The following is an 18,932-nucleotide window of genomic DNA, read 5'->3' as shown; positions in this document are numbered from 1 at the left end:
TTCCATGACTCAGAACCCGAACCTGGCGGCGCTGAGCGCCGCCGGCGTGTCCGTATGGCTCGACGACCTGTCCCGGGATCGGCTGCAGACCGGCAACCTCGCCGACCTCATCGCCACCAAGAGCGTGGTCGGCGTGACTACCAATCCGTCGATCTTCCAGGCCGCATTGTCCAAGGGCCACGCCTACGACGCGCAGGTGTCCGAACTCGCCGAGCGGGGCGCCGACGTGGACGCCACCATCCGGACCGTCACCACCGACGACGTCCGTAACGCCTGCGATGTGCTGTCCAAGCAGTACGAGCTGTCCGGCGGTGTCGACGGACGGGTGTCCATCGAGGTCGACCCCCGGCTGGCCCACGACACCGACAAGACCATCCTGCAGGCCATCGAGCTGTGGAAGATCGTCGACCGGCCCAACCTGCTGATCAAGATCCCCGCGACGCTGGCCGGCCTGCCGGCGATCACCGCCGTGATCGCCGAGGGCATCTCGGTCAACGTCACCCTGATCTTCTCCGTCGAGCGCCACCGCGCGGTCATCGACGCCTACCTGACGGGTCTGGAAGCCGCCAAGGAAGCCGGCCACGATATCGCCACTATCCATTCCGTCGCTTCGTTCTTCGTGTCTCGGGTGGACACCGAGATCGACGCCCGGCTGGAGAAGATCGGGTCGGATGACGCGCTCGCCCTGCGCGGGCAGGCCGGGGTGGCCAATGCCCGGCTGGCCTACGCCGCGTACGAGGACGTGTTCGGCGGCGAACGGTTCGCGGCCCTGAAGGCCGCCGGGGCCCGGGTACAGCGCCCGCTGTGGGCGTCCACCGGGGTGAAGAACCCGGATTATTCGGACACCCTCTACGTCACCGAGCTGGTCGCCCCCGACACCGTGAACACCATGCCGGAGAAGACCCTGGATGCGGTCGCCGACCACGGCGTCATCACCGGTGACACCATCAGCGGCACCGCGGCCGCCTCCCAAGATGTGTTCGACGCGCTGACCGCCGTCGGTATCGACATGGTCGACGTCTTCAAGGTTCTCGAGGACGAGGGTGTGGACAAGTTCGAGAAATCCTGGCAAGAACTGCTCGACGCCACCCAGACACAGCTCACCGCCGCCGAGAAATGACCCCGACCAACAACACTGCCCTGCCGGCCGGCTGGCATAACCCGCTGCGCGACAAACGCGACAAGCGCATGCCGCGTATCGCGGGTCCGTGCGCGGTGGTGATCTTCGGTGTCACGGGCGACCTGGCTCGTAAGAAGCTCATGCCGGCGATCTACGACCTGGCCAACCGGGGGCTGCTGCCCGCGTCCTTCTCACTGATCGGGTTCGGCCGCAGGGACTGGGACGACGCGGCCTTCGGCAAGATCGTCTTCGACGCGGTGAAACAGCACGCGCGCACCCCGTTCCGGCAGGAGGTCTGGGACCGGCTTGCCGAGGGTTTCCGGTTCGTCCAGGGAGCATTCGACGACGAGGCCGCGTTCGCGCGGCTCGGCGAGACCCTCGACAAACTCGACGCCGAACGCGGCACCGGCGGCAATCACGCCTTCTACCTGTCGATCCCGCCGAACGCGTTCCCCGTGGTGTGCGAACAGCTGCACACCACGGGTCTGGCCAGTCAGCAGGATCACCGCTGGAGCCGGGTGGTGATCGAGAAGCCGTTCGGCCACGACCTGAAGAGCGCCTGCGAACTCAACAGGGTGGTGAACTCGGTCTTTCCCGAGGAGTGCGTGTTTCGCATCGACCACTACCTCGGTAAGGAGACGGTGCAGAACATCCTGGCCCTGCGGTTCGCCAACGAGCTGTTCGAGCCGGTGTGGAACGCGCACTACGTCGATCACGTGCAGATCACCATGGCAGAGGACATCGGGCTGGGCGGACGTGCCGGCTACTACGACGGCATCGGCGCGGCCAGGGACGTCATCCAGAACCACCTTCTGCAGCTGCTGGCGCTGACCGCGATGGAAGAGCCGGTGAGCTTCCAGCCGCACGAGTTGCAGGCCGAGAAGATCAAGGTGCTGTCCGCGGTGAAACTGCCCTACCCGCTCGAGGAGACGACGGCACGCGGGCAGTACGCGGCAGGCTGGCAGGGTGACCAGAAGGTCGTCGGGCTGCTCGACGAGGAGGGCTTCTCCAAGGACTCCACCACCGAGACCTACGCAGCGATCACCCTTGAGGTCGACAGCCGCCGCTGGGCCGGGGTGCCGTTCTACCTGCGCACGGGAAAACGCCTGGGCCGCAGGGTGACCGAGATCGCCCTGGTGTTCAACCGGGCACCGCACCTGCCGTTCGACGCCACCATGACCGAGGAGCTGGGCAAGAACGCCCTGGTGATCCGGGTTCAGCCCGACGAGGGCATCACGCTGAGGTTCGGCTCGAAGGTGCCGGGAAGCGCCATGGAAGTCCGCGACGTAAACATGGACTTCTCCTACGGTTCGGCCTTCGCCGAGGATTCACCCGAAGCCTACGAGCGGCTGATCCTCGACGTGCTGCTGGGTGAGCCGTCGCTGTTCCCGGTCAATGCCGAGGTCGAATTGTCCTGGCAGATACTGGATCCGGTGCTGGACCAGTGGGCGGCGCACGGAAAGCCCGAGCCGTACGAATCGGGCACGTGGGGTCCGGCCTCCGCCGATGAGATGCTGCTGCGTACGGGACGCGAATGGAGGCGGCCCTAGATGATCGTCGACCTGCCCGACACCACCACCAACGACGTCAACAAGAAGATCACCGGGCTGCGCGAAGAGGGTGGCGCGCTGACGCTGAGCCGGGTACTGACGCTGGTCATCGCGCCGGACACCGCCGAGCTTGTGGAGGAATCCATCGAGGCCGCCACCTTCGCCAGCCACGAGCACCCCTGCCGGGTGATCGTCGTGACACCGGGCGACCGCGACGCGGCCGAGCCGCGGCTCGACGCCCAGCTGCGGGTGGGACACGACGCGGGAGCCGGCGAGGTCGTGGTGCTCAAACTGTCCGGCGCGCTGGCCGATCACGCCAGCAGCGTGGTGCTGCCGTTCCTACTGCCGGACACCCCTGTGGTGGCGTGGTGGCCCGCGCTGGCGCCCCGTGTCCCCGCCGAGGATCCCCTCGGCAAGCTGGCGGTGCGGCGCATCACCGACGCCACCAACGGCATCGACCCGCTGGCCTGCATCAAGAGCAGGGTGGAGAGTTACACCCCCGGTGACACCGACCTGGCGTGGAGCCGGGTCACCTACTGGCGGGCGCTGCTCACGTCGGCGCTGGACCAACCGCCCTACGAGCCGGTGACGTCGGCGCTGGTGTCGGGTCTCAAGGACGAGCCAGCGCTCGACATCATGGCGGGCTGGCTGGCCGCGCGGATCGACGGTCCAGTGACGCGGGCCATCGGCCCGTTGAAGGTCGAGCTGACCCGGGCAAGCGAGACGATCACGCTGAGCCGCCCGCAGACCGGCGTGACCGCGACGCTGGCCCGCACCGCGAAGCCCGATTCGCTGCTGCCGCTGGCACGCCGGGACACCAAGGAATGCCTGGCGGAGGACTTGAGGCGACTCGACGCCGACGAGATCTATCTCACCGCCCTGCAGGGCCTCGACAAGGTGCAGTATCTGCCGGAGAGCGGCGAAGAGACCGGAGGCCGGCTGTGACGACCGTCGTCGAGCGCTATTCCGACGCCGAGGCTCTCGTCGCCGCGGCCGGTGACCGCCTGGTCGGCGCGCTCAACGCCGCGATCGGGGCGCGCGGCCGAGCGCTGGTTGTGCTCACCGGTGGCGGCACCGGCATCGCGCTGCTCAAACGGGTCGGTGAGCGGGCCGCCGAGATCGACTGGTCGAAGGTGCACCTCTTCTGGGGCGACGAGCGCTACCTACCCGCCGACGACGACGAGCGCAACGAAAAGCAGGCTCGCGAGGCGTTTCTCGATCACCTCGACATACCCGCCGGCAACGTCCACGCCATGGCCGCCAGTGACGGCGAGTTCGGTGCCGACATCGACGCCGCCGCTCTGGCCTACGTCGACGTACTGGCCGCAGCAGCCGAAAACGGTGAGCCCGCACCCGAATTCGACGTTCACCTGCTCGGGATGGGCGGCGAGGGACACGTCAACTCGCTGTTCCCCGACACCGACGCCGTGCGGGAGACCGAGCGGCTGGTGATCGCGGTGACCGACTCCCCCAAACCGCCGCCGCAGCGCATCACCCTCACCCTGCCCGCCGTCCAGCGCTCGCGCGAGGTCTGGCTGGTGGTGTCGGGCGCCGCGAAGGCCGAGGCGGTGGCCGCCGCGATCGGTGGCGCGCCACCGGTGGACATCCCCGCGGCGGGTGCCCTCGGCCGCGAGGCGACGGTCTGGCTGCTCGACGAGGCAGCCGCGGGCGACCTCTGACGATCACGCGGGCCACACCGGATCCCGGTGTGGTTCGCCACCGCGGCGGTCCGACTGCGCATCGGTGTGACCCGACACGTAGTCGGCAACGCGACGGGCCACATCGCCCGCCGTGGAGGGCCACGTCGTGGAAGGCATTGGGTTCCTGGCACATCGACTGCGCTGCACGACAGTCTGACGCCGCGTGCCGCGCGCCGGTTCCATCGGCCCGGTCAGCCGGGCGGCTACCCCACCACGATGACGTGCAGCGTACGCGGCCCGTGTACCCCCTCGACCCGGTCCAGCTCGATATCGCTGGTGGCGCTGGGGCCGCTGATCCAGGTGAGCGGCCGGGTGTGACTGCCCGACTCGATCAGGCGGGCGACGGCCTCGGGAACGTCGCTCACGATCTGATCCACCGCCACGATGCAAACGTGCATATCGGGCACCAGGCTGGTCGCCCGTCTGCCCTGCCCCGGTCCGTGGTCGAGCACGATGGTGCCGGTGTTGGCGATGCCCACCGTGGCCGTGGTGACCACGGCGTCGATCGTATCGAGCCGCGTCGCGCCGAGTTGGTCGTCGGCGACCCAGGAGACGTCGGCACCGTCGGCCCAGTTGTCGCGAACGGTCGCGTCGGCCACCACCGAGGTGGCACCCGCGCTCGCCAGCGCCGAGCCGATGGCGGCGGAGACGCCGTCGGGGGCCACCCGTTCGACCACCGCCCGATAGTCGACGGTGCGCTCGATGAACCGCCCGACCACATCCTCGTCACCGGTGCTGACCGGCTGTCCGTAGACCCACGGCACCTCGGCCGGCTGCGGCCGGTCGGCAAGGGCGCCACGGATTCTCGTCAGGATCTCCTCGCGCGCGGAAGTCATTCCTCCTCCTTGCGTGCGGGTCACTGGTCGTCCTCGTTTCGTCCGCCGTCCGTGCGTTTCCACCACGACCGGAACGACTCAGTCGGGGGCACCGGCGTATCGCGTGCACCCGACCACACGGTCGCGGGCCATGGCAGCGAGCGTAACGTCTGCTTACCACCGAAGATCTTGCTGCGCAACGCTTTACCTCCGGCCGCCGCAGCGGCCTCGGCCGCCTCGAACCGGCGGTGGTCGGTGAACATCCAACTCGCGGCCTTCATACCCAACTCTTCGGCCGACGGCACGCCGCCACGGCTCTCGTCGACGACGCGGGTGCGCAGGTGTACCAGCAGCGACGGGATGTCGATGCGCACCGGGCAGACGTCGAAGCACGCCCCGCACAGGCTCGACGCATACGGCAGCGACTTGTCCACTTCGCTTGCGGTGCCGCGCAATTGGGGCGTCAACACCGCACCGATCGGCCCCGGATAGACCGACCCGTACGAATGTCCGCCCGCGCGTTCGTAGACCGGGCACACGTTCAGGCATGCCGAGCACCGGATGCACCGCAGCGCTTGCCTGCCAACGGTGTCGGCCAGCGCACGGGTGCGGCCGTTGTCCAGCAGCACGATGTGCATGTCGGTGGGGCCGTCGCCGTCGGCGGGGCCGGTCCAGATCGAGGTGTAGGGGTTCTCCCGCTCACCGGTGCTGCTGCGCGGCAATACCTGCATGAACACCTCGAGGTCGCGCCAGGACGGCAGCACCTTCTCGATACCGACCACCGAGATGAGCGTCTCGGGCAGTGTCAGGCACATCCGGCCATTGCCCTCCGATTCGACGACCACCAGACTGCCGGTGTCGGCGATGGCGAAGTTGGCTCCGGAGATGGCGACCTTCGCCCGCAGGAACTTCTCGCGAAGGTGCAGCCGGGCGGCCTCGGCGAGGCGCCGCGGCTCGTCGGTGAGGTCGTCCGGCGCGGGCCTGCCGACCTCCTTCATCCTCCGCAGGAAGATCTCCCGCACCTCGGCGCGGTTGCGATGGATGGCAGGCACCAGGATGTGGCTGGGCCAGTCGTCGCCGAGCTGCACGATGAGTTCGGCGAGATCGGTTTCCCAGGCTGCGATTCCGGCGTCCGCCAGCGCCTCGTTGAGTTCAATCTCCTGGGTGGCCATGGATTTGACCTTGACGACCTCACGCAGGTCCTCGGGGCCGAGCTTGGCCTGCACCAGGCCGACGACGATGCGGTTGGCCTCCTCCGCGTCGCGCGCCCAGTGCACGGTGGCGCCGGCTGCGGTGGCGTTGGCCTCGAACGACAGCAGGTGCTCGTCGAGGCGAAACAGCGCGTTGTCCTTGATCGCCTCGGCCGCGAGCCGCAACTCCTCCCAGTTGTCGAGTTCCTCCACCACGGCGCCCCGCTTGGCGCGGATGATGCCGGTGGCGTGGGCGAGGTTGCGGCGCTGGACCGAGTTCTGCAGGGCCGCCCGCGCTGCGTACTGGAATTTCGGCATGCCGAGGAACGAGGCGGTGACGCCGACGTGGGGATGCCCGGGTGTGGTGGTGGTCATTTCAGCTCCTCGCGCAAGCGCTCGTAGGTCACGCGGGATCTCCCTCAGTCGATGCCAGGATCTCGGCCAGGTGCAGCACGCGCATCCCGCTGCGCTGCCGCGATAGCAATCCTCCGATGTGCATCAAGCACGAATTGTCGCTGGCGACCAGCACTTCGGCGCCGGTATCGCGAACTCTGCGGGCCTTGTCGGATCCCATCGCCACCGACGTGTCCGCGTTCTTCACCGCGAACGTCCCGCCGAACCCACAGCACTGGTCCGCACCGGGCAGCTCGATGAGGTCGATACCGCGCACCGCGCGCAGCAGCTCCAGCGGACGGTCACCGACCCGAAGCATCCGCAAGGAATGGCACGTCGGGTGGTAGGTGACCCGATGCGGGAAGTACGCGCCCACGTCGGTGACGCCCAGCACGTCGACGAGGAACTCGCTGAGCTCGTACACCTTCGGCGCCAGCGCATCCACCTCGGCAGACAGGGCGGCGTCGCCGGTACGGGCGGCGATGTCGTGATGCTGATGCCGCACCGAACCCACGCACGACCCTGACGGCGCCACGATCGCGTCGTAACCCCCGAAGGCGTCGATGAAGTTGCGCACCGTCGGCACGGCTTCGGCCGCGTAGCCGGTGTTGGTGAACATCTGTCCGCAGCAGGTCTGCTCGACTGGGAACTCGACCTCGCAGCCGAGTCTGCGCAGCAGCTTCACCACCGCCTTGGGCGTCTGGGGAAACATCACGTCGTTGAAACAGGTGGCGAACAGGGCGACCTTCACGGTCCCTTGCAACTGGCCTTGGCTGCTCACGGTTGTCCTCGTTTCGGTCATCAGGGCAGCATCCACGACAACACGGTTGACTGTAGGCCGACAAGTAGGCACAGCACCGCAAGCATGCCGATGCTCCACCAGATCACCCGCCGGAAGATGTCGGATTCGCGGCCGAGCAGACCAACGGCGGTGGCCGCGATGGTCAGGTTCTGCGGGCTGATCATCTTGCCGACGACGCCGCCGGAGGTGTTGGCCGCCACCAGCAGCGTCGGGTCGATCCCGGCCTTGGTGGCTGCGGTCTGCTGCAGCGTGGCGAACAGCGCGTTCGCACTGGTGTCCGATCCGGTGACCGCAGTGCCCAGCCAGCCGAGGATCGGTGACAGGAAGGCGAATAGTGCGCCCGTTCCGGCGATCCAGGTGCCGATCGTGATCGTCTGACCGGACTGGTTCATGACGTAGGCCAGGGCGAGCACCGAGGCGACGGTCAGGATGGAGAACTTGAGCTTGACCACTGTGCGGCCGTAGATCCGGGCGGCCTCAAGCAGTGACAGCCGGTAGACCAGCGCGACGATCACGCCTGAGATCAGCAGCAGCGAGCCTGGCGAGGACAACCAGCCCCAGGTGTAGACCGTCGAGGTGGAGACCTTGCCCGCGGCGGTCAGCACGTTACCGTCCAGCCCCGGCCAGGCGACCTTGACGTCGGTGCCTGCCAACCAACTCTTCACCGGCGCCCACAGCTTGGCGACCGCGAAGACGACGATCACGAGCAGGTACGGGAACAGCGCCATCGTCACGCGGCCGGCGCTGAGCCGGGTCTCGACGCGATCGTCGACGACGACGCCGGCCGGGCCGGCAGGCACGGGATGGCCCGCGCCGCCACCGTTACCGTCCTTCTCCTCCTCACGCTCCCGCAGCATCCGCTCGCGGGCCGCGGCGGAATTCTGGGGGCGCCACACGCGCAGCATCAGCACGGCAGCGGCGAGCCCTGCCAGCGAAGCGACGACGTCGGTCAGCTCCACCGACAGCCAGTTGGCGGAGACGAACTGCGCCACGGCGAAGGTGAAACCGACGACCAGGGCGATCGGCCACACGTCGCGCAGGCCGCGGCGCCCATCGGCGAGCAGGATCAGGATCAGCGGGACGAACAGGGCCAGCAGCGGGGTCTGGCGGCCTACGACGGCGCCGATCTCTTGATACGGGATGCCGGTCAGGTTGCCCGCGGTGATGATCGGGATGGCGATAGCCCCGAAGGCGACGGGCGCGGTGTTGGCGACGAGCACGACGACGGCGGCACGCATGGCGGTGAAGCCGATCGACATCAACATCACACCCGTGATCGCCACCGGCGCACCGAAGCCCGCCAGCGCCTCCAGCAGGCCGCCGAAACAGAACGCGATGATCACCGCCTGTACACGCGGATCATCCGAGATCGCGTCGATCACCCGCCGCAGATCCTCGAAGCGGCCGCTGGCGACGGTCAGTTCGTAGAGCCAGATCGCGTTGAGGACGATCCACATGATCGGGAAGATGCCGAACACGAAGCCCTCGCTGGCCGACAGGGCCGCCAGACCGACCGGCATGCCGTAGCCGGCCACGGCCACGATGAGCGCGACGGCCAGCGCGCTCAAACCGGCCAAGTGCGCCTTCCATTTCAGCACGCCGAGCGTGACGAACACCGTTATCAGCGGCAGCAGGGCCACCATCGACGACAGGAACAGGCTGTCGCCGATCGGTGCCAGATCGGGTTGATAAATCATGCGACTCCTCGGATCACGGCGGGACGGATGACCTTTTAGTGGTCTGACCACAATGTGGTTGGTACGCTAGAGGTGATTGGCTTCACAGTCAAGCCCGAGATGCGGCGCACGACGCACGCAGACCCGGGGCGAGGGCAGCGACATGATCGACGAGCGCGCGAGGAGCACAGATGACCGACACCGCCGAGACCGGCAACTCCACGCCGCAGTGGCGCCCCGTCCCCCGCGCCCGTTCGCACGAACTGGTGGTCGAGGCGATCGAGAACCAGATCATGAGCGGCGCGCTGCGGGTCGGTGACCCACTGCCCCCCGAGCGTGAGCTGGCGGCCCGCCTTCAGGTGAGCCGCGCAGGAGTTCGCGAAGCCATCCGTGTGCTCGAGGCGCAGGGCGTCGTCACCTCCAGCGTCGGCGCGGGCCGGGACGCGGGCACCTTCATCGCCGCGATGCCCAGCGCCGCGCTGACCCGCTTCCTGCGGCTGCATGTCGCGCTGTCGAACTTCCCGATGGACGACATCGTCGACGCCCGCGTCATGCTGGAACGCAACAGCGCGGTCCTGGCCGCCGCGCACGCCGGCAACGACGAGCTGACCGCCATCGGGCTGAAGCTGTCGCAGATGGACGAGTCCGAACATGATTGCGAGCCGTTCAACGACGCCGACACGGCCTTCCACGTGGCCATCGCCGAGGCCGGGGGTAACCGGCTGGTCGCCGACATGACCATCGCGATCCGGGCGTCGCTGCGCGAACCCATCCTCGCCGCCATGCGGCAGGTGCAGGACTGGCCGGCGCTTGCGCGTTCGCTCCAGGCTCAGCACCGCGGGATATTCGAGGCGATCGCCACCGGTGACGGCCCGCTCGCCGCAGACCGCACCGAGGAGCACATCAGGGGCGCCTACCAGTCGATGCCCGCACTGCACGACGGCTGAGCGCGGTTAGAGCGTGGCTAGAGCGAATGTCCGGTCGTTCGGTGATGCTCAGTGGCAACTGAGACCGCACGGTGCGGCTGCGGAATGCCGATACCGGTCAACCGGTCGGGGCCCCGATGGTCGGTCACGTCAATGAACCGTCCTGGTTTCTTCGGGGGCTCCCATTACCCGTGAGGATGGGAGCATGGCTGCGCAGCGGAAGTACCCGCAGGAGCCGCGGGAGCGGGCGACGCGGGTGACCGGCCGGGGGACGACCAGTGCGGACGCGGCGCGGATCGCCGAGCTCGAGCGGCAGAACCGCGAGCTGCGCAAGGTGAACGAGATATTGCGGACGGCCAGTGCGTTTTTCGCGGCGGCGGAGGTCGACCGCCGACTGCGGTGATTGTCGAGTACATCGATGCTCACCGCGACGAGTTCGGGGTCGACCCGATCTGCCGTGTGCTCTCCGAGCAAGGCCGGCGTGCAGATCGCCCCGTCCACCTATCACGGCGCCAAGGCGCACGGCGCCGTGTCGGCGGCCGCACTGGCTGACGCCTACGAGGCCAACACACCGTGCTCGACCTGTGGGTGGCGAACCGCCGGGTCTATAGCGTGCGCAAACTCTGGCACTCCGCCCGGCGCGCTGGTCACGGGTGGGGCCGTGATCGGGTGGCCCGGCTGACGGGGTTGGCCGGCATCGGCTCGCCCGGATCGGTGGTGGGTGGCGGATTTTCACCTATTGCTGGACGCTGCAGGGGTTCTGCTACACCGCGTTATGCGTGGAGGTGTTCTCGCGGCGCATCCTGGGCTGGCGGGTGATGTCAGCAAGTCGACCCCGTTGGTGACCTCGGTGCTCGAGCAGGCCCTCTTTACCCGTAGTTGTTCGGAGTTCTGTTTTACTGCAACGGGTTTGGTGCAGCATTCGGATGCGGGCAGCCAGTATACGTCGACTGTGTTCACCGCGGCGCTGCAGGACGCTGGGATCACCGGGTCGATCGGCAGCTTCGGTGCCGCGCTCGACAACGCGTTGATGGAATCAACTGTGGGACTGTATAAGTCGGAGTTGATCGACCAGCATCCGACCTTCGCCGGCCGTGGCGAGCTGGAACGCGAAACCGCTTGGTACAAAACGATTACCAGGCCGATTCCTCGATCGAGTACCTTCCCCCGGTCGAGTACGAACAGCGCTACCATCGGCCGGTCGCCTCGCACGAGGTGACGTGAACCGGGAGCCTCCGGCAGATCCAGGACGGTTTCAGTCGTCAGGCATGGTGTTGTCGGCGATATGTGTCGCCGTTCCGAACACCGCTTCCACACGGGGTTTCGCTTTCCGCTGGGGTTCAATCAATCCTTGACACCCGCCCCGCATCGGCGCATGATCCGCGCTACCAACGTGTATTGCCCGGAAGGCCGACCATGAGCGTCCTCGGAGTCCCACCACCGCTAACCATCGTCCGCCCAGGTGAGGGCAAGGCGGGCAGCCTGGGCTCGATCGGCGTGGTGTTCAAACTGTGGGGCGAGGACACCGGCGGCGCGGTGGCCATTGTGGAGCACCCGTTTCCCGTGGGCGCCCTGGTGCCGCCGCACCTGCATACTCGGGAGGACGAGTACTCGATCGTCACGGAGGGCGAAATCGGCTTCCGCTCAGGCGAACGCGAAGCCGTGCTGGGCCCGGGCGGTTACATCACGAAGCCGAGGGGCGAACTGCATACTATGTGGAACGCGGGTACGACGCCTGCCCGCATGATCGAGGTGATCAGCCCGGCGGGCTTCGAGAACTTCTTCCGCGACCTAACGGACCTGACCACCGACGGCGCCCCACCCTTCGAGGCGATCGCGACACTCGCAGAAGCCTACGGACTCCAGTTCGGCGAGGCCCCTTGGCTACCGGACATCATCGCCCGCTATAACCTCACGCCACCCGGATAATGCCCTTTAGCGGCTCTTCCGGAATCAGAGTGCGTTGATGTGTTGGGCGAGGTTGCCGCAGTGCAGGAGGGAGCGGATTCAACCCATCCCGGGACCGCCCGGTCCTTGGCGTGCAGGGTCACCATGGGCCAGCGGTTTACAGGCCAGCCGCACTCGAGGAGGAGCGCGCTACCCGCTATTGCGCAGCGCGGTGGCGAGGCCGCTCATCGTCAGCAGGATGCCCCGCTGCACCAGGTTGTCGGTGTCACCGGCGCGGAACCGCCGCAGCAACTCGACCTGCAGGTGATTCAGCGGTTCCAGATACGGGAACCGGTTGAACACCGAACGGGCCAGCGCCGGGTTGTCGGCCAGCAGATCGTCGTGGCCGGTGATCAGCTTGTACATCCGGATCGTTCGTTCGTGCTCGGCGGCGATCTTGTCGAACACCCGGTGGCGCAACTCCTCGTCGTCCACAAGTTCCGAATAATGTGCCGCCAGGCCCATATCCGATTTCGCCATCACCTGCGCCATATTGGACAGCACGGTGCGGAAGAACGGCCACCGCGCGTAGAGATCCTGGAGTAATTCCAGCCGGCTGGGGCCGTCGCCGGAGTCCTCGGCCATGAACTCCTCGAAGGCCGAACCCGTTCCGTACCAGCCGGGCAGCATCACCCGCGACTGGCTCCACGCCAGCACCCACGGAATCGCACGCAGGTCGGAGATCGACGTCGTCGGTTTGCGCGACGTGGGGCGGCTGCCGATGTTGAGCGCGCCGATCTCACTGACCGGGGTGGAGGCTTTGAAGTACTCCACGAAACCTGGTGTCTCGTGCACTAATTCGGAGTACGCGCGCTGCGCGCGGGCGGCCAGGTCGTCGAGGATCTGGTAGGCGGGTCCCGCGGCGTCACCGAGGCCCTCCATGTCGAGAAGCGTCGACTCCAGCGTCGCCGAGACGAGCGTCTCCAGGTTACGGCGCGCCCGTTGGGGCTCGGCGTATTTCGCGGCGATGATCTCACCCTGTTCGGTCAGCCGCAGCGAGCCGTTCACCGCGCCGGGCGGCTGGGCCAGGATGGCGTCGTAGCTCGGCCCACCGCCGCGGCCCACGGTGCCGCCGCGACCGTGGAAGAGCCGCAACCGGATTCCGGTCTTGCGCGCCATCTCAACCAGGTCGAGTTCGGCACGGTAGAGCGCCCAGTTGGCGGCCAGGTAGCCGCCGTCCTTATTGGAGTCGGAGTACCCCAACATGATCTCCTGGCTTTCGCCACGCGCCTGCACCAGCGCCCGGTAGAGCGGAAGGTCGAGCACGGCCTCCATGATCGACGAGCCGCGCTGCAGGTCGTCGATCGTCTCGAACAGCGGAACGATGCCGACCGGGCAATACGGATGCTCCCCCGACGAGTCGAGCAAACCCGCCTCCTTGAGCAGGATGGCCGCCTCGAGCATGTCCGAAACCGACTCGCACATCGAGATGATGTAGTTGGGCACCGCCAGCGGCCCATAGACCCGCACCGCCCGCGCAGCGGCCTCGACGATATCGAGTTCCTTGCGCGCCAGCTCCGACAGGTCGGCTTCCGGGCTGGTCAGCGGACGGCGGGTGGACAGTTCAGCCACCAGCAGCTCGACGCGTTCGGCCTCGGGCAGCGACACGTAGTCCGGATGCACACCCGCCCAGGCCAGGAGTTCGGCGATGACCTCCTCATGAACCTCGGAGTTCTGTCGCATATCCAGGCCACAAAGGTGAAACCCGAAGACCCGCAAGGCTTCCCGAAGCCGCGCCAGCCGATCGTCGGCCAGCAGCGCGCCACCGTGGCCGCGCAGCGACGCGTCGATCACATCTAGATCGGCGAGCATCTCCTCCGGTCGTTCATAGCGCTGCAGCCCGAGATCGAGCTGATACTCGGGCTGCCGGTCGAGGATCTCCGCTGCCGTCGCCGTGAGCCGCCCGTGAATCACGCGCAGTGCGCGGCGGTACGGCTCGTCGACCCTCGCCGGTGCGTCGAGCACGTCGGCGAGCGTGCTCAGGTCGGGTGTGACCCGGACCAGGCGCACCGACATGGACAGTTCCTGCTCCAGCGCGGTGAGCTCGCGGAAATAGTGCGCGAACGCGGTGTAGGCAGCGCTGCCGGTGGCCTGCCTGACCACGTCGGCGGTGACGTTCGGGTTGCCGTCGCGGTCGCCGCCGATCCACGAACCGGGACGCAGGATGGGCTCCTCGAGCAGCTGCGATCCGGGCCAGCGAGCCGAAAGCGCCTCGCGCACCTCCGCGTTGATCTGCGGGATGACCTCGAAGAAGGCCGCAGGGTAGTAGCGCAGGCCGGTCTCGATCTCGTCCTGAATCTTCAGCCGCGAGAGCCGGATCAGCGCGGTCTGCCACAGGGTGAGGATCTGGCGGCGCAGCTCGGTCTCGATTGAGGCGCCGTCGTCGGTGTGCGCGTGCCCCCTCGCCCGCAGCCGCATGAGCTGGGTGATCCGGTGCTGGGTGTCGAATACGGTGCGGCGGCGCGTTTCTGTCGGGTGCGCGGTGATCACGGGGGCGATCAGGGCACCCGACAGCGCATCGGCGACGGCGTCCGCGTCAAGGTCGGCTGCGTCGAGTTTGAGATAGGTGGCGGCCAGGCTGCTGTCCTGCGGCGGATCGCCCGCGGCGACGTGGATGGCGCGGCGGCGCTCCCGGTGGATGTCCTCGGCCACGTTGGCCAGCAGGGCGAAGTTCGTAAAGGCGCGGATGACGGGCAGGGCCTCGGTGGGCTCGATGCCGTTGAACATCGCGGCCAGCTCGGAGCGATCGATCTCCGAGCGGCGCACCCGGAACGATTCGACCCTGGCGCGCTCGATGAGGTCGAAGACGTCGTCACCGCTGTGTTCGCGCACCGTCTCGCCGAGAATGGTCCCGAGCAACCGGATGTCTTCACGCATCGGTTCGGTGGCCTCACGCCCCACCTGGGTGCGGCGCACCGATCCAATGGGTTCCAGTGCGGTGTCGGACTGCTCAGCCATGGGTCCAGTATTGACGTGAGCCATCAGCGCCGCATGGCGAGACTTACCGTGAGTCAGGCTGCGAACAAGATAATGGCCAACGCGAGCACGAAGATGAGCATCACGCCGACCGCGACACCCGCGACCGCACCCGCCCCGTTGTATCCCTGCGGCGGCGGCCCGAGCGAGCCGCGGCTGAACGACCACAGCGGGGTCCGGTACTCCAGATCGACAACGTGCCCCGGCGCGACGTCCACGACGTAGTCGGCGGGCCCGATCCGCGGCGGCAGGAAGTAGGGGGTGTACACGTGCACGTGGTAGCGACCGGGATAGAGCGGAACGTAGGTGGGACCCCAGCCCGCCGCGACCGAGTGGCCGTTGATCTGGACGCTCGGCTTCACGAATGCGAACATCCAGGCCAGCGGAAAATAGGCCGCCGTGATGACGACCCCCTGGCGGGGGGCGTGCTGCGGACCGTACGGATACAGGGGCGTGCGCGGGTCAGCCGTATTTGATCTGCAGGCCCATGCCGATGATCGACACGATCCAGATGCCGGTGACGAACAGGGTCAACCGGTCGAGGTTCTTCTCAACGACCGTCGAACCCGACAGGCTGGACTGAACGCCGCCGCCGAACAGGGTGGACAGGCCACCGCCCTTGGCGCGATGCAGCAGCACCAGCAACACCACCAACAGACTGGTGATCACCAGTACGATCTGCAGCGCCAATTCCATGGTCGCCACCCTACACGGACGTGATTTAGGCGCGACAACCGACGCTCAGCGTCGGAAAGCGCGCCGAAATCACTCAGGGCAGCGGCCCGCCCGCGGCGATCGCCGAAAGGGTCGCGAACTGCTCACCGTCCAGCGACGCGCCGCCCACCAGGGCGCCGTCGACGTCGTCCTGTCCGACGATCTCACCCACATTCTTGGCGTTCACCGAGCCGCCGTAGAGCACCCGGACCGTGGCGGCGATCTCCGGGCTGGCCAGCTGTGCCAGCTCGGCCCGGATCGCCCCGCACACCTCCTGCGCGTCGGCAGCACTGGCCACCCGGCCCGTGCCGATCGCCCACACCGGTTCGTAGGCGATGACGACGGCGCCGATCTGCTCGGCCGACAGCCCGGCCAGTGAACCTCGCAGCGACTCGACGTTGAACTCCACGTGGGTGCCGGCCTCACGGATCTCCAGCGGCTCACCGATACACACGATCGGCGTGAGGCCGTGCTTGAGCGCCGCCGCGGCCTTGGCCGCCACCAGTGCGTCGTCCTCGTTGTGGTACGTGCGCCGCTCCGAATGGCCGATGACCACGAAGGTGCACCCCAGCTTTGCCAGGAACGCCCCGCTGATCTCCCCGGTGTAGGCACCGGAGTCGTGCGTGGACAGATCCTGCGCGCCGTAGGTCAGCCGCAGCTTGTCACCGTCGACCAGCGTCTGCACACTGCGCAGGTCGGTGAACGGCGGGATCACCGTCACATCGACCTTGTCGTAGTACTTGTCGGGCAACGCGAATGCGATCTTCTGTACCAGGGCGATGGCCTCGAAGTGGTTGAGGTTCATCTTCCAGTTACCCGCGATCAGCGGTTTCCGGGACACGGCTCTCCTGTCAGGACTCGAGAACTTCGATGCCGGGCAGGGTCTTGCCCTCCAGGTATTCCAACGACGCGCCGCCGCCGGTCGAGATGTGCGAGAAGCCATCCTCGGGCAGGCCGAGTTGGCGCACCGCGGCCGCGGAGTCACCGCCGCCGACCACACTGAACGCTCCCTTGGCCGTCGCCGAGATGATCGCTTCAGCAACACCTTTCGTTCCGGCGGCGTAGGCGGGGAACTCGAACACGCCCATCGGGCCGTTCCAGAACACGGTCTTGGCGTTGGACAGCAGCGCGGTGAACCGCTTCACCGACTCCGGACCGATGTCGAGGCCCATCTGGTCCGCCGGGATCTTGTCCGCGGCAACGGTTTCCGGCGGGGAGTCGGCCGCGAACTTCTCGGTCACCACGATGTCGACCGGCAGATGGATCACGTCGCCGTACTCGTCGAGCAGTTTCTTACAGGTCTCGATCATCTCCGCCTGCAGCAGCGAGGTCCCGACCGTGAGGCCTTGGGCCGCAAGGAACGTGTAGCACATGCCGCCGCCGATGATGAGGCTGTCGGCCTTGGTCGCCAGGTTCTCGATGACCGCGAGCTTGTCGGAGACCTTCGATCCGCCGAGCACCACCGCGTAGGGCCGTTCGCTCGACCCGGTGAGCGTGCGCAGCACGTCGACCTCGGTGCCCACCAGCGTTCCCGCGTAATGCGGCAACAGCGCGGCGACGTCGTACACCGAGGCCTGCTTGCGGTGCACGACACCGAACCCGTCCGACACGAAAGCGGCACGGGCATCTGGGCCACCGACCAGTTCGGCCAGCGCCTTGGCAAGAGACTGACGTTCGGATTCGTCCTTGCTGGTCTCGCGGGGGTCGAACCGGATGTTCTCCAGCAGCAGGATGTCGCCGTCGGTCAGACCCTCGGCCCGCGCCAGCGCGTCGGTGCCGACCACATCGCCGGCCAGTTGCACATGGCGGCCCAGCCGCTCCCCCAGGTCCTTGGCCACCGGGGCCAGCGAATACTTGGGATCGGGTTCGCCCTTCGGCCTGCCGAGGTGGGCGGTGACGATGACCTTGGCGCCGGCGTCGGAAAGCGCCTTCAGCGTCGGCAGCGACGCGATGATGCGGCCGGGGTCGGTGATGTTGCGATCCTCGTCGAGCGGGACGTTGAAGTCGGAGCGCACGAGGACGCCCCGACCTTCAACACCCTCTGCCAGCAGATCGTCAAGTGTCTTGACGCTCATGGCGTTACAGCGACTTGCCAACCAGACCGACGAGGTCGACCAAGCGGTTGGAGTAACCCCACTCGTTGTCGTACCACGACACCGCCTTGGCCTGGTTGCCGATGGCCTTGGTCAGGCCCGCATCGAAGATCGAGCTGTGCGGGTCGGTGACGATGTCGCTGGACACGATCGGGGCGTCGTAGTACTTGAGGATGCCCTTGAGCGGACCCTCCGCGGCCGCCTTCATCGCGGCGTTGATCTCCGCGGCAGTGGCCTCCTTGGCCAGCTCGACGGTGAGGTCGGTGCACGAGCCGGTCGGGATCGGCACCCGCAGCGCGTACCCGTCCAGCTTGCCCTTCAGCTCGGGCAGCACCAGGCCGATGGCCTTGGCTGCGCCGGTCGAGGTGGGCACGATGTTCAGCGCGGCCGCGCGGGCGCGACGCAGATCCTTGTGCGGGCCGTCCTGCAGGTTCTGGTCCTGGGTGTAGGCGTGCACGGTGGTCATCAGACCCTTGACGATGCCGAATTCGTCGTTGAGTACCTTTGCGAACGGGCCGAGGCAGTTGGTGGTGCACGACGCGTTGGAGATGATGTTCTGGCTGCCGTCGTACTTGTCGTCGTTCACGCCGATGACGATGGTGATGTCCTCGTCGGTGGCAGGCGCGGAGATGATGACCTTCTTGGCGCCCGCGTCCAGGTGGCCCTTGGCCTTGGCGGCGTTGGTGAAGATGCCGGTCGATTCGACGACCACGTCGACGCCGAGGTCGCCCCACGGAAGGGCGGCGGGTCCCTCCTTGACCTCGAGAGCCTTGATCTTGGTGCTGCCGATGACGATGGTGTCCTCGCCCTCGAGGCTGACGTCTTCGGGCAGCCGCCCGAGGATGGAGTCGAATTTCAGCAGATGCGCGAGGCTCGCGTTGTCGGTGAGGTCGTTGACCGCCACCACCTCGATGTCGGTGCTCTTGCCCTCGGCTTTCTGCGCCGCCAGCGCTCGGTAGAAGTTGCGTCCAATGCGGCCGAAGCCGTTAACGCCTACCCGGATCGTCACGTCAGCTCTCCCTTTATCTCT

The 18,932-nt window shown here is 67.3% G+C and carries 16 protein-coding genes, 1 pseudogene and 1 other annotated feature; of the genes and pseudogenes, 7 read left to right on the top strand and 10 right to left on the bottom strand.

Going from position 1 to position 18,932, the window contains the following annotated elements:
• The first annotated feature begins 4 nt into the window (after positions 1-4).
• Genes tal through pgl form a run of 4 tightly spaced genes read left to right on the top strand, consistent with a single transcriptional unit; the run spans position 5 to position 4,349 of the window.
• Positions 5-1,120: a transaldolase gene (tal, locus tag ADBZ6K_RS01260; protein WP_526344006.1), complete on the top strand. Its 1,116-nt coding sequence runs from the start codon at positions 5-7 to the stop codon at positions 1,118-1,120.
• A complete protein-coding gene (gene zwf / locus ADBZ6K_RS01255) occupies positions 1,117-2,670 on the top strand; it encodes a glucose-6-phosphate dehydrogenase (protein WP_526344005.1) in 1,554 nt (517 codons plus the stop codon). Before tal ends, zwf begins: the two co-directional genes overlap by 4 nt.
• A complete protein-coding gene (opcA, locus tag ADBZ6K_RS01250) occupies positions 2,671-3,615 on the top strand; it encodes a glucose-6-phosphate dehydrogenase assembly protein OpcA (protein ID WP_526344004.1) in 945 nt (314 codons plus the stop codon).
• The gene (pgl, locus tag ADBZ6K_RS01245) at positions 3,612-4,349 is read left to right on the top strand and encodes a 6-phosphogluconolactonase (protein WP_526344003.1); all 738 of its coding nucleotides are present in this window, start codon (positions 3,612-3,614) and stop codon (positions 4,347-4,349) included. Before opcA ends, pgl begins: the two co-directional genes overlap by 4 nt.
• Before the next feature lie 224 nt (positions 4,350-4,573).
• On the opposite strand, the gene ADBZ6K_RS01240 is transcribed toward pgl, so the two are convergent.
• From ADBZ6K_RS01240 to ADBZ6K_RS01225, 4 genes are read right to left on the bottom strand one after another with little or no spacing between them, the layout of a single operon-like run.
• The gene (locus ADBZ6K_RS01240) at positions 4,574-5,206 is read right to left on the bottom strand and encodes a LutC/YkgG family protein (protein ID WP_526344002.1); all 633 of its coding nucleotides are present in this window, start codon (positions 5,204-5,206) and stop codon (positions 4,574-4,576) included.
• Positions 5,207-5,226: 20 nt separating this feature from the next.
• Positions 5,227-6,750: a lactate utilization protein B gene (locus tag ADBZ6K_RS01235; RefSeq protein WP_526344001.1), complete on the bottom strand. Its 1,524-nt coding sequence runs from the start codon at positions 6,748-6,750 to the stop codon at positions 5,227-5,229.
• A 28-nt stretch (positions 6,751-6,778) separates the two neighbouring features.
• Positions 6,779-7,519, bottom strand: coding sequence for a (Fe-S)-binding protein (locus tag ADBZ6K_RS01230; RefSeq protein WP_526344335.1), 741 nt, complete (start codon positions 7,517-7,519; stop codon positions 6,779-6,781).
• 50 nt (positions 7,520-7,569) lie between these two features.
• Positions 7,570-9,267, bottom strand: coding sequence for an L-lactate permease (locus tag ADBZ6K_RS01225; RefSeq protein WP_526344000.1), 1,698 nt, complete (start codon positions 9,265-9,267; stop codon positions 7,570-7,572).
• Positions 9,268-9,437: 170 nt separating this feature from the next.
• On the opposite strand from ADBZ6K_RS01225, the gene ADBZ6K_RS01220 reads away from it, so the two are divergent.
• The 3 genes and pseudogenes from ADBZ6K_RS01220 (at position 9,438) to ADBZ6K_RS01210 (ending at position 12,101) form a co-directional block, all read left to right on the top strand.
• Complete coding sequence (locus ADBZ6K_RS01220; protein WP_526343999.1) at positions 9,438-10,193, top strand: FadR/GntR family transcriptional regulator; 756 nt, start codon at positions 9,438-9,440, stop codon at positions 10,191-10,193.
• Between the two features lie 268 nt (positions 10,194-10,461).
• Positions 10,462-11,396: pseudogene (locus ADBZ6K_RS01215) on the top strand (DDE-type integrase/transposase/recombinase); the annotation flags it as partial.
• Positions 10,533-10,668: a sequence feature (AL1L pseudoknot), on the top strand. It overlaps the preceding pseudogene by 136 nt.
• A gap of 192 nt (positions 11,397-11,588) precedes the next feature.
• Entirely contained in the window at positions 11,589-12,101 is a 513-nt protein-coding gene (locus ADBZ6K_RS01210; RefSeq protein ID WP_526343998.1) for a cupin domain-containing protein, read from the top strand.
• A gap of 168 nt (positions 12,102-12,269) precedes the next feature.
• Here ADBZ6K_RS01210 and ppc read toward each other — a convergent pair whose 3' ends face one another.
• From ppc to gap, 6 genes are all read right to left on the bottom strand, one after another.
• Positions 12,270-15,077: a phosphoenolpyruvate carboxylase gene (gene ppc, locus ADBZ6K_RS01205; protein WP_526343997.1), complete on the bottom strand. Its 2,808-nt coding sequence runs from the start codon at positions 15,075-15,077 to the stop codon at positions 12,270-12,272.
• A gap of 53 nt (positions 15,078-15,130) precedes the next feature.
• Complete coding sequence (locus ADBZ6K_RS01200) at positions 15,131-15,469, bottom strand: hypothetical protein (protein ID WP_526343996.1); 339 nt, start codon at positions 15,467-15,469, stop codon at positions 15,131-15,133.
• 88 nt (positions 15,470-15,557) lie between these two features.
• Positions 15,558-15,791 carry a preprotein translocase subunit SecG gene (gene secG, locus ADBZ6K_RS01195; protein WP_526343995.1) on the bottom strand — a complete coding sequence of 78 codons (234 nt, stop codon included), beginning with the start codon at positions 15,789-15,791 and terminating at the stop codon, positions 15,558-15,560.
• A 73-nt stretch (positions 15,792-15,864) separates the two neighbouring features.
• Positions 15,865-16,650 (bottom strand): triose-phosphate isomerase, encoded by a 786-nt coding sequence (tpiA, locus tag ADBZ6K_RS01190; RefSeq protein WP_526343994.1) that lies wholly within the window; start codon positions 16,648-16,650, stop codon positions 15,865-15,867.
• Between the two features lie 10 nt (positions 16,651-16,660).
• Positions 16,661-17,884 carry a phosphoglycerate kinase gene (locus tag ADBZ6K_RS01185; RefSeq protein ID WP_526343993.1) on the bottom strand — a complete coding sequence of 408 codons (1,224 nt, stop codon included), beginning with the start codon at positions 17,882-17,884 and terminating at the stop codon, positions 16,661-16,663.
• A gap of 4 nt (positions 17,885-17,888) precedes the next feature.
• Positions 17,889-18,911 (bottom strand): type I glyceraldehyde-3-phosphate dehydrogenase, encoded by a 1,023-nt coding sequence (gene gap, locus ADBZ6K_RS01180; RefSeq protein ID WP_526343992.1) that lies wholly within the window; start codon positions 18,909-18,911, stop codon positions 17,889-17,891.
• Between the last annotated feature and the right edge of the window lie 21 nt (positions 18,912-18,932).

The sequence above is a fragment of the Mycobacterium sp. genome (assembly GCF_044223235.1).
GTDB lineage: Bacteria > Actinomycetota > Actinomycetes > Mycobacteriales > Mycobacteriaceae > Mycobacterium.
The sequence above is the reverse complement of the archived record's forward strand: the minus strand, read 5'-3'. Positions and strand labels throughout refer to the sequence as shown.

What these genes read in the sequence shown, in the direction of transcription:
- secG (WP_526343995.1), bottom strand. Translation starts at nt 15,791, where the DNA reads ATGGAATTGGCGCTGCAGATCGTACTGGTGATCACCAGTCTGTTGGTG.
- ADBZ6K_RS01240 (WP_526344002.1), bottom strand. Translation starts at nt 5,206, where the DNA reads ATGACTTCCGCGCGCGAGGAGATCCTGACGAGAATCCGTGGCGCCCTT.
- ADBZ6K_RS01220 (WP_526343999.1), top strand. Translation starts at nt 9,438, where the DNA reads ATGACCGACACCGCCGAGACCGGCAACTCCACGCCGCAGTGGCGCCCC.
- opcA (WP_526344004.1), top strand. Translation starts at nt 2,671, where the DNA reads ATGATCGTCGACCTGCCCGACACCACCACCAACGACGTCAACAAGAAG.
- zwf (WP_526344005.1), top strand. Translation starts at nt 1,117, where the DNA reads ATGACCCCGACCAACAACACTGCCCTGCCGGCCGGCTGGCATAACCCG.
- ADBZ6K_RS01235 (WP_526344001.1), bottom strand. Translation starts at nt 6,750, where the DNA reads ATGACCACCACCACACCCGGGCATCCCCACGTCGGCGTCACCGCCTCG.
- ADBZ6K_RS01210 (WP_526343998.1), top strand. Translation starts at nt 11,589, where the DNA reads ATGAGCGTCCTCGGAGTCCCACCACCGCTAACCATCGTCCGCCCAGGT.
- ADBZ6K_RS01225 (WP_526344000.1), bottom strand. Translation starts at nt 9,267, where the DNA reads ATGATTTATCAACCCGATCTGGCACCGATCGGCGACAGCCTGTTCCTG.
- ADBZ6K_RS01185 (WP_526343993.1), bottom strand. Translation starts at nt 17,884, where the DNA reads ATGAGCGTCAAGACACTTGACGATCTGCTGGCAGAGGGTGTTGAAGGT.
- ppc (WP_526343997.1), bottom strand. Translation starts at nt 15,077, where the DNA reads ATGGCTGAGCAGTCCGACACCGCACTGGAACCCATTGGATCGGTGCGC.
- ADBZ6K_RS01200 (WP_526343996.1), bottom strand. Translation starts at nt 15,469, where the DNA reads ATGTTCGCATTCGTGAAGCCGAGCGTCCAGATCAACGGCCACTCGGTC.
- tal (WP_526344006.1), top strand. Translation starts at nt 5, where the DNA reads ATGACTCAGAACCCGAACCTGGCGGCGCTGAGCGCCGCCGGCGTGTCC.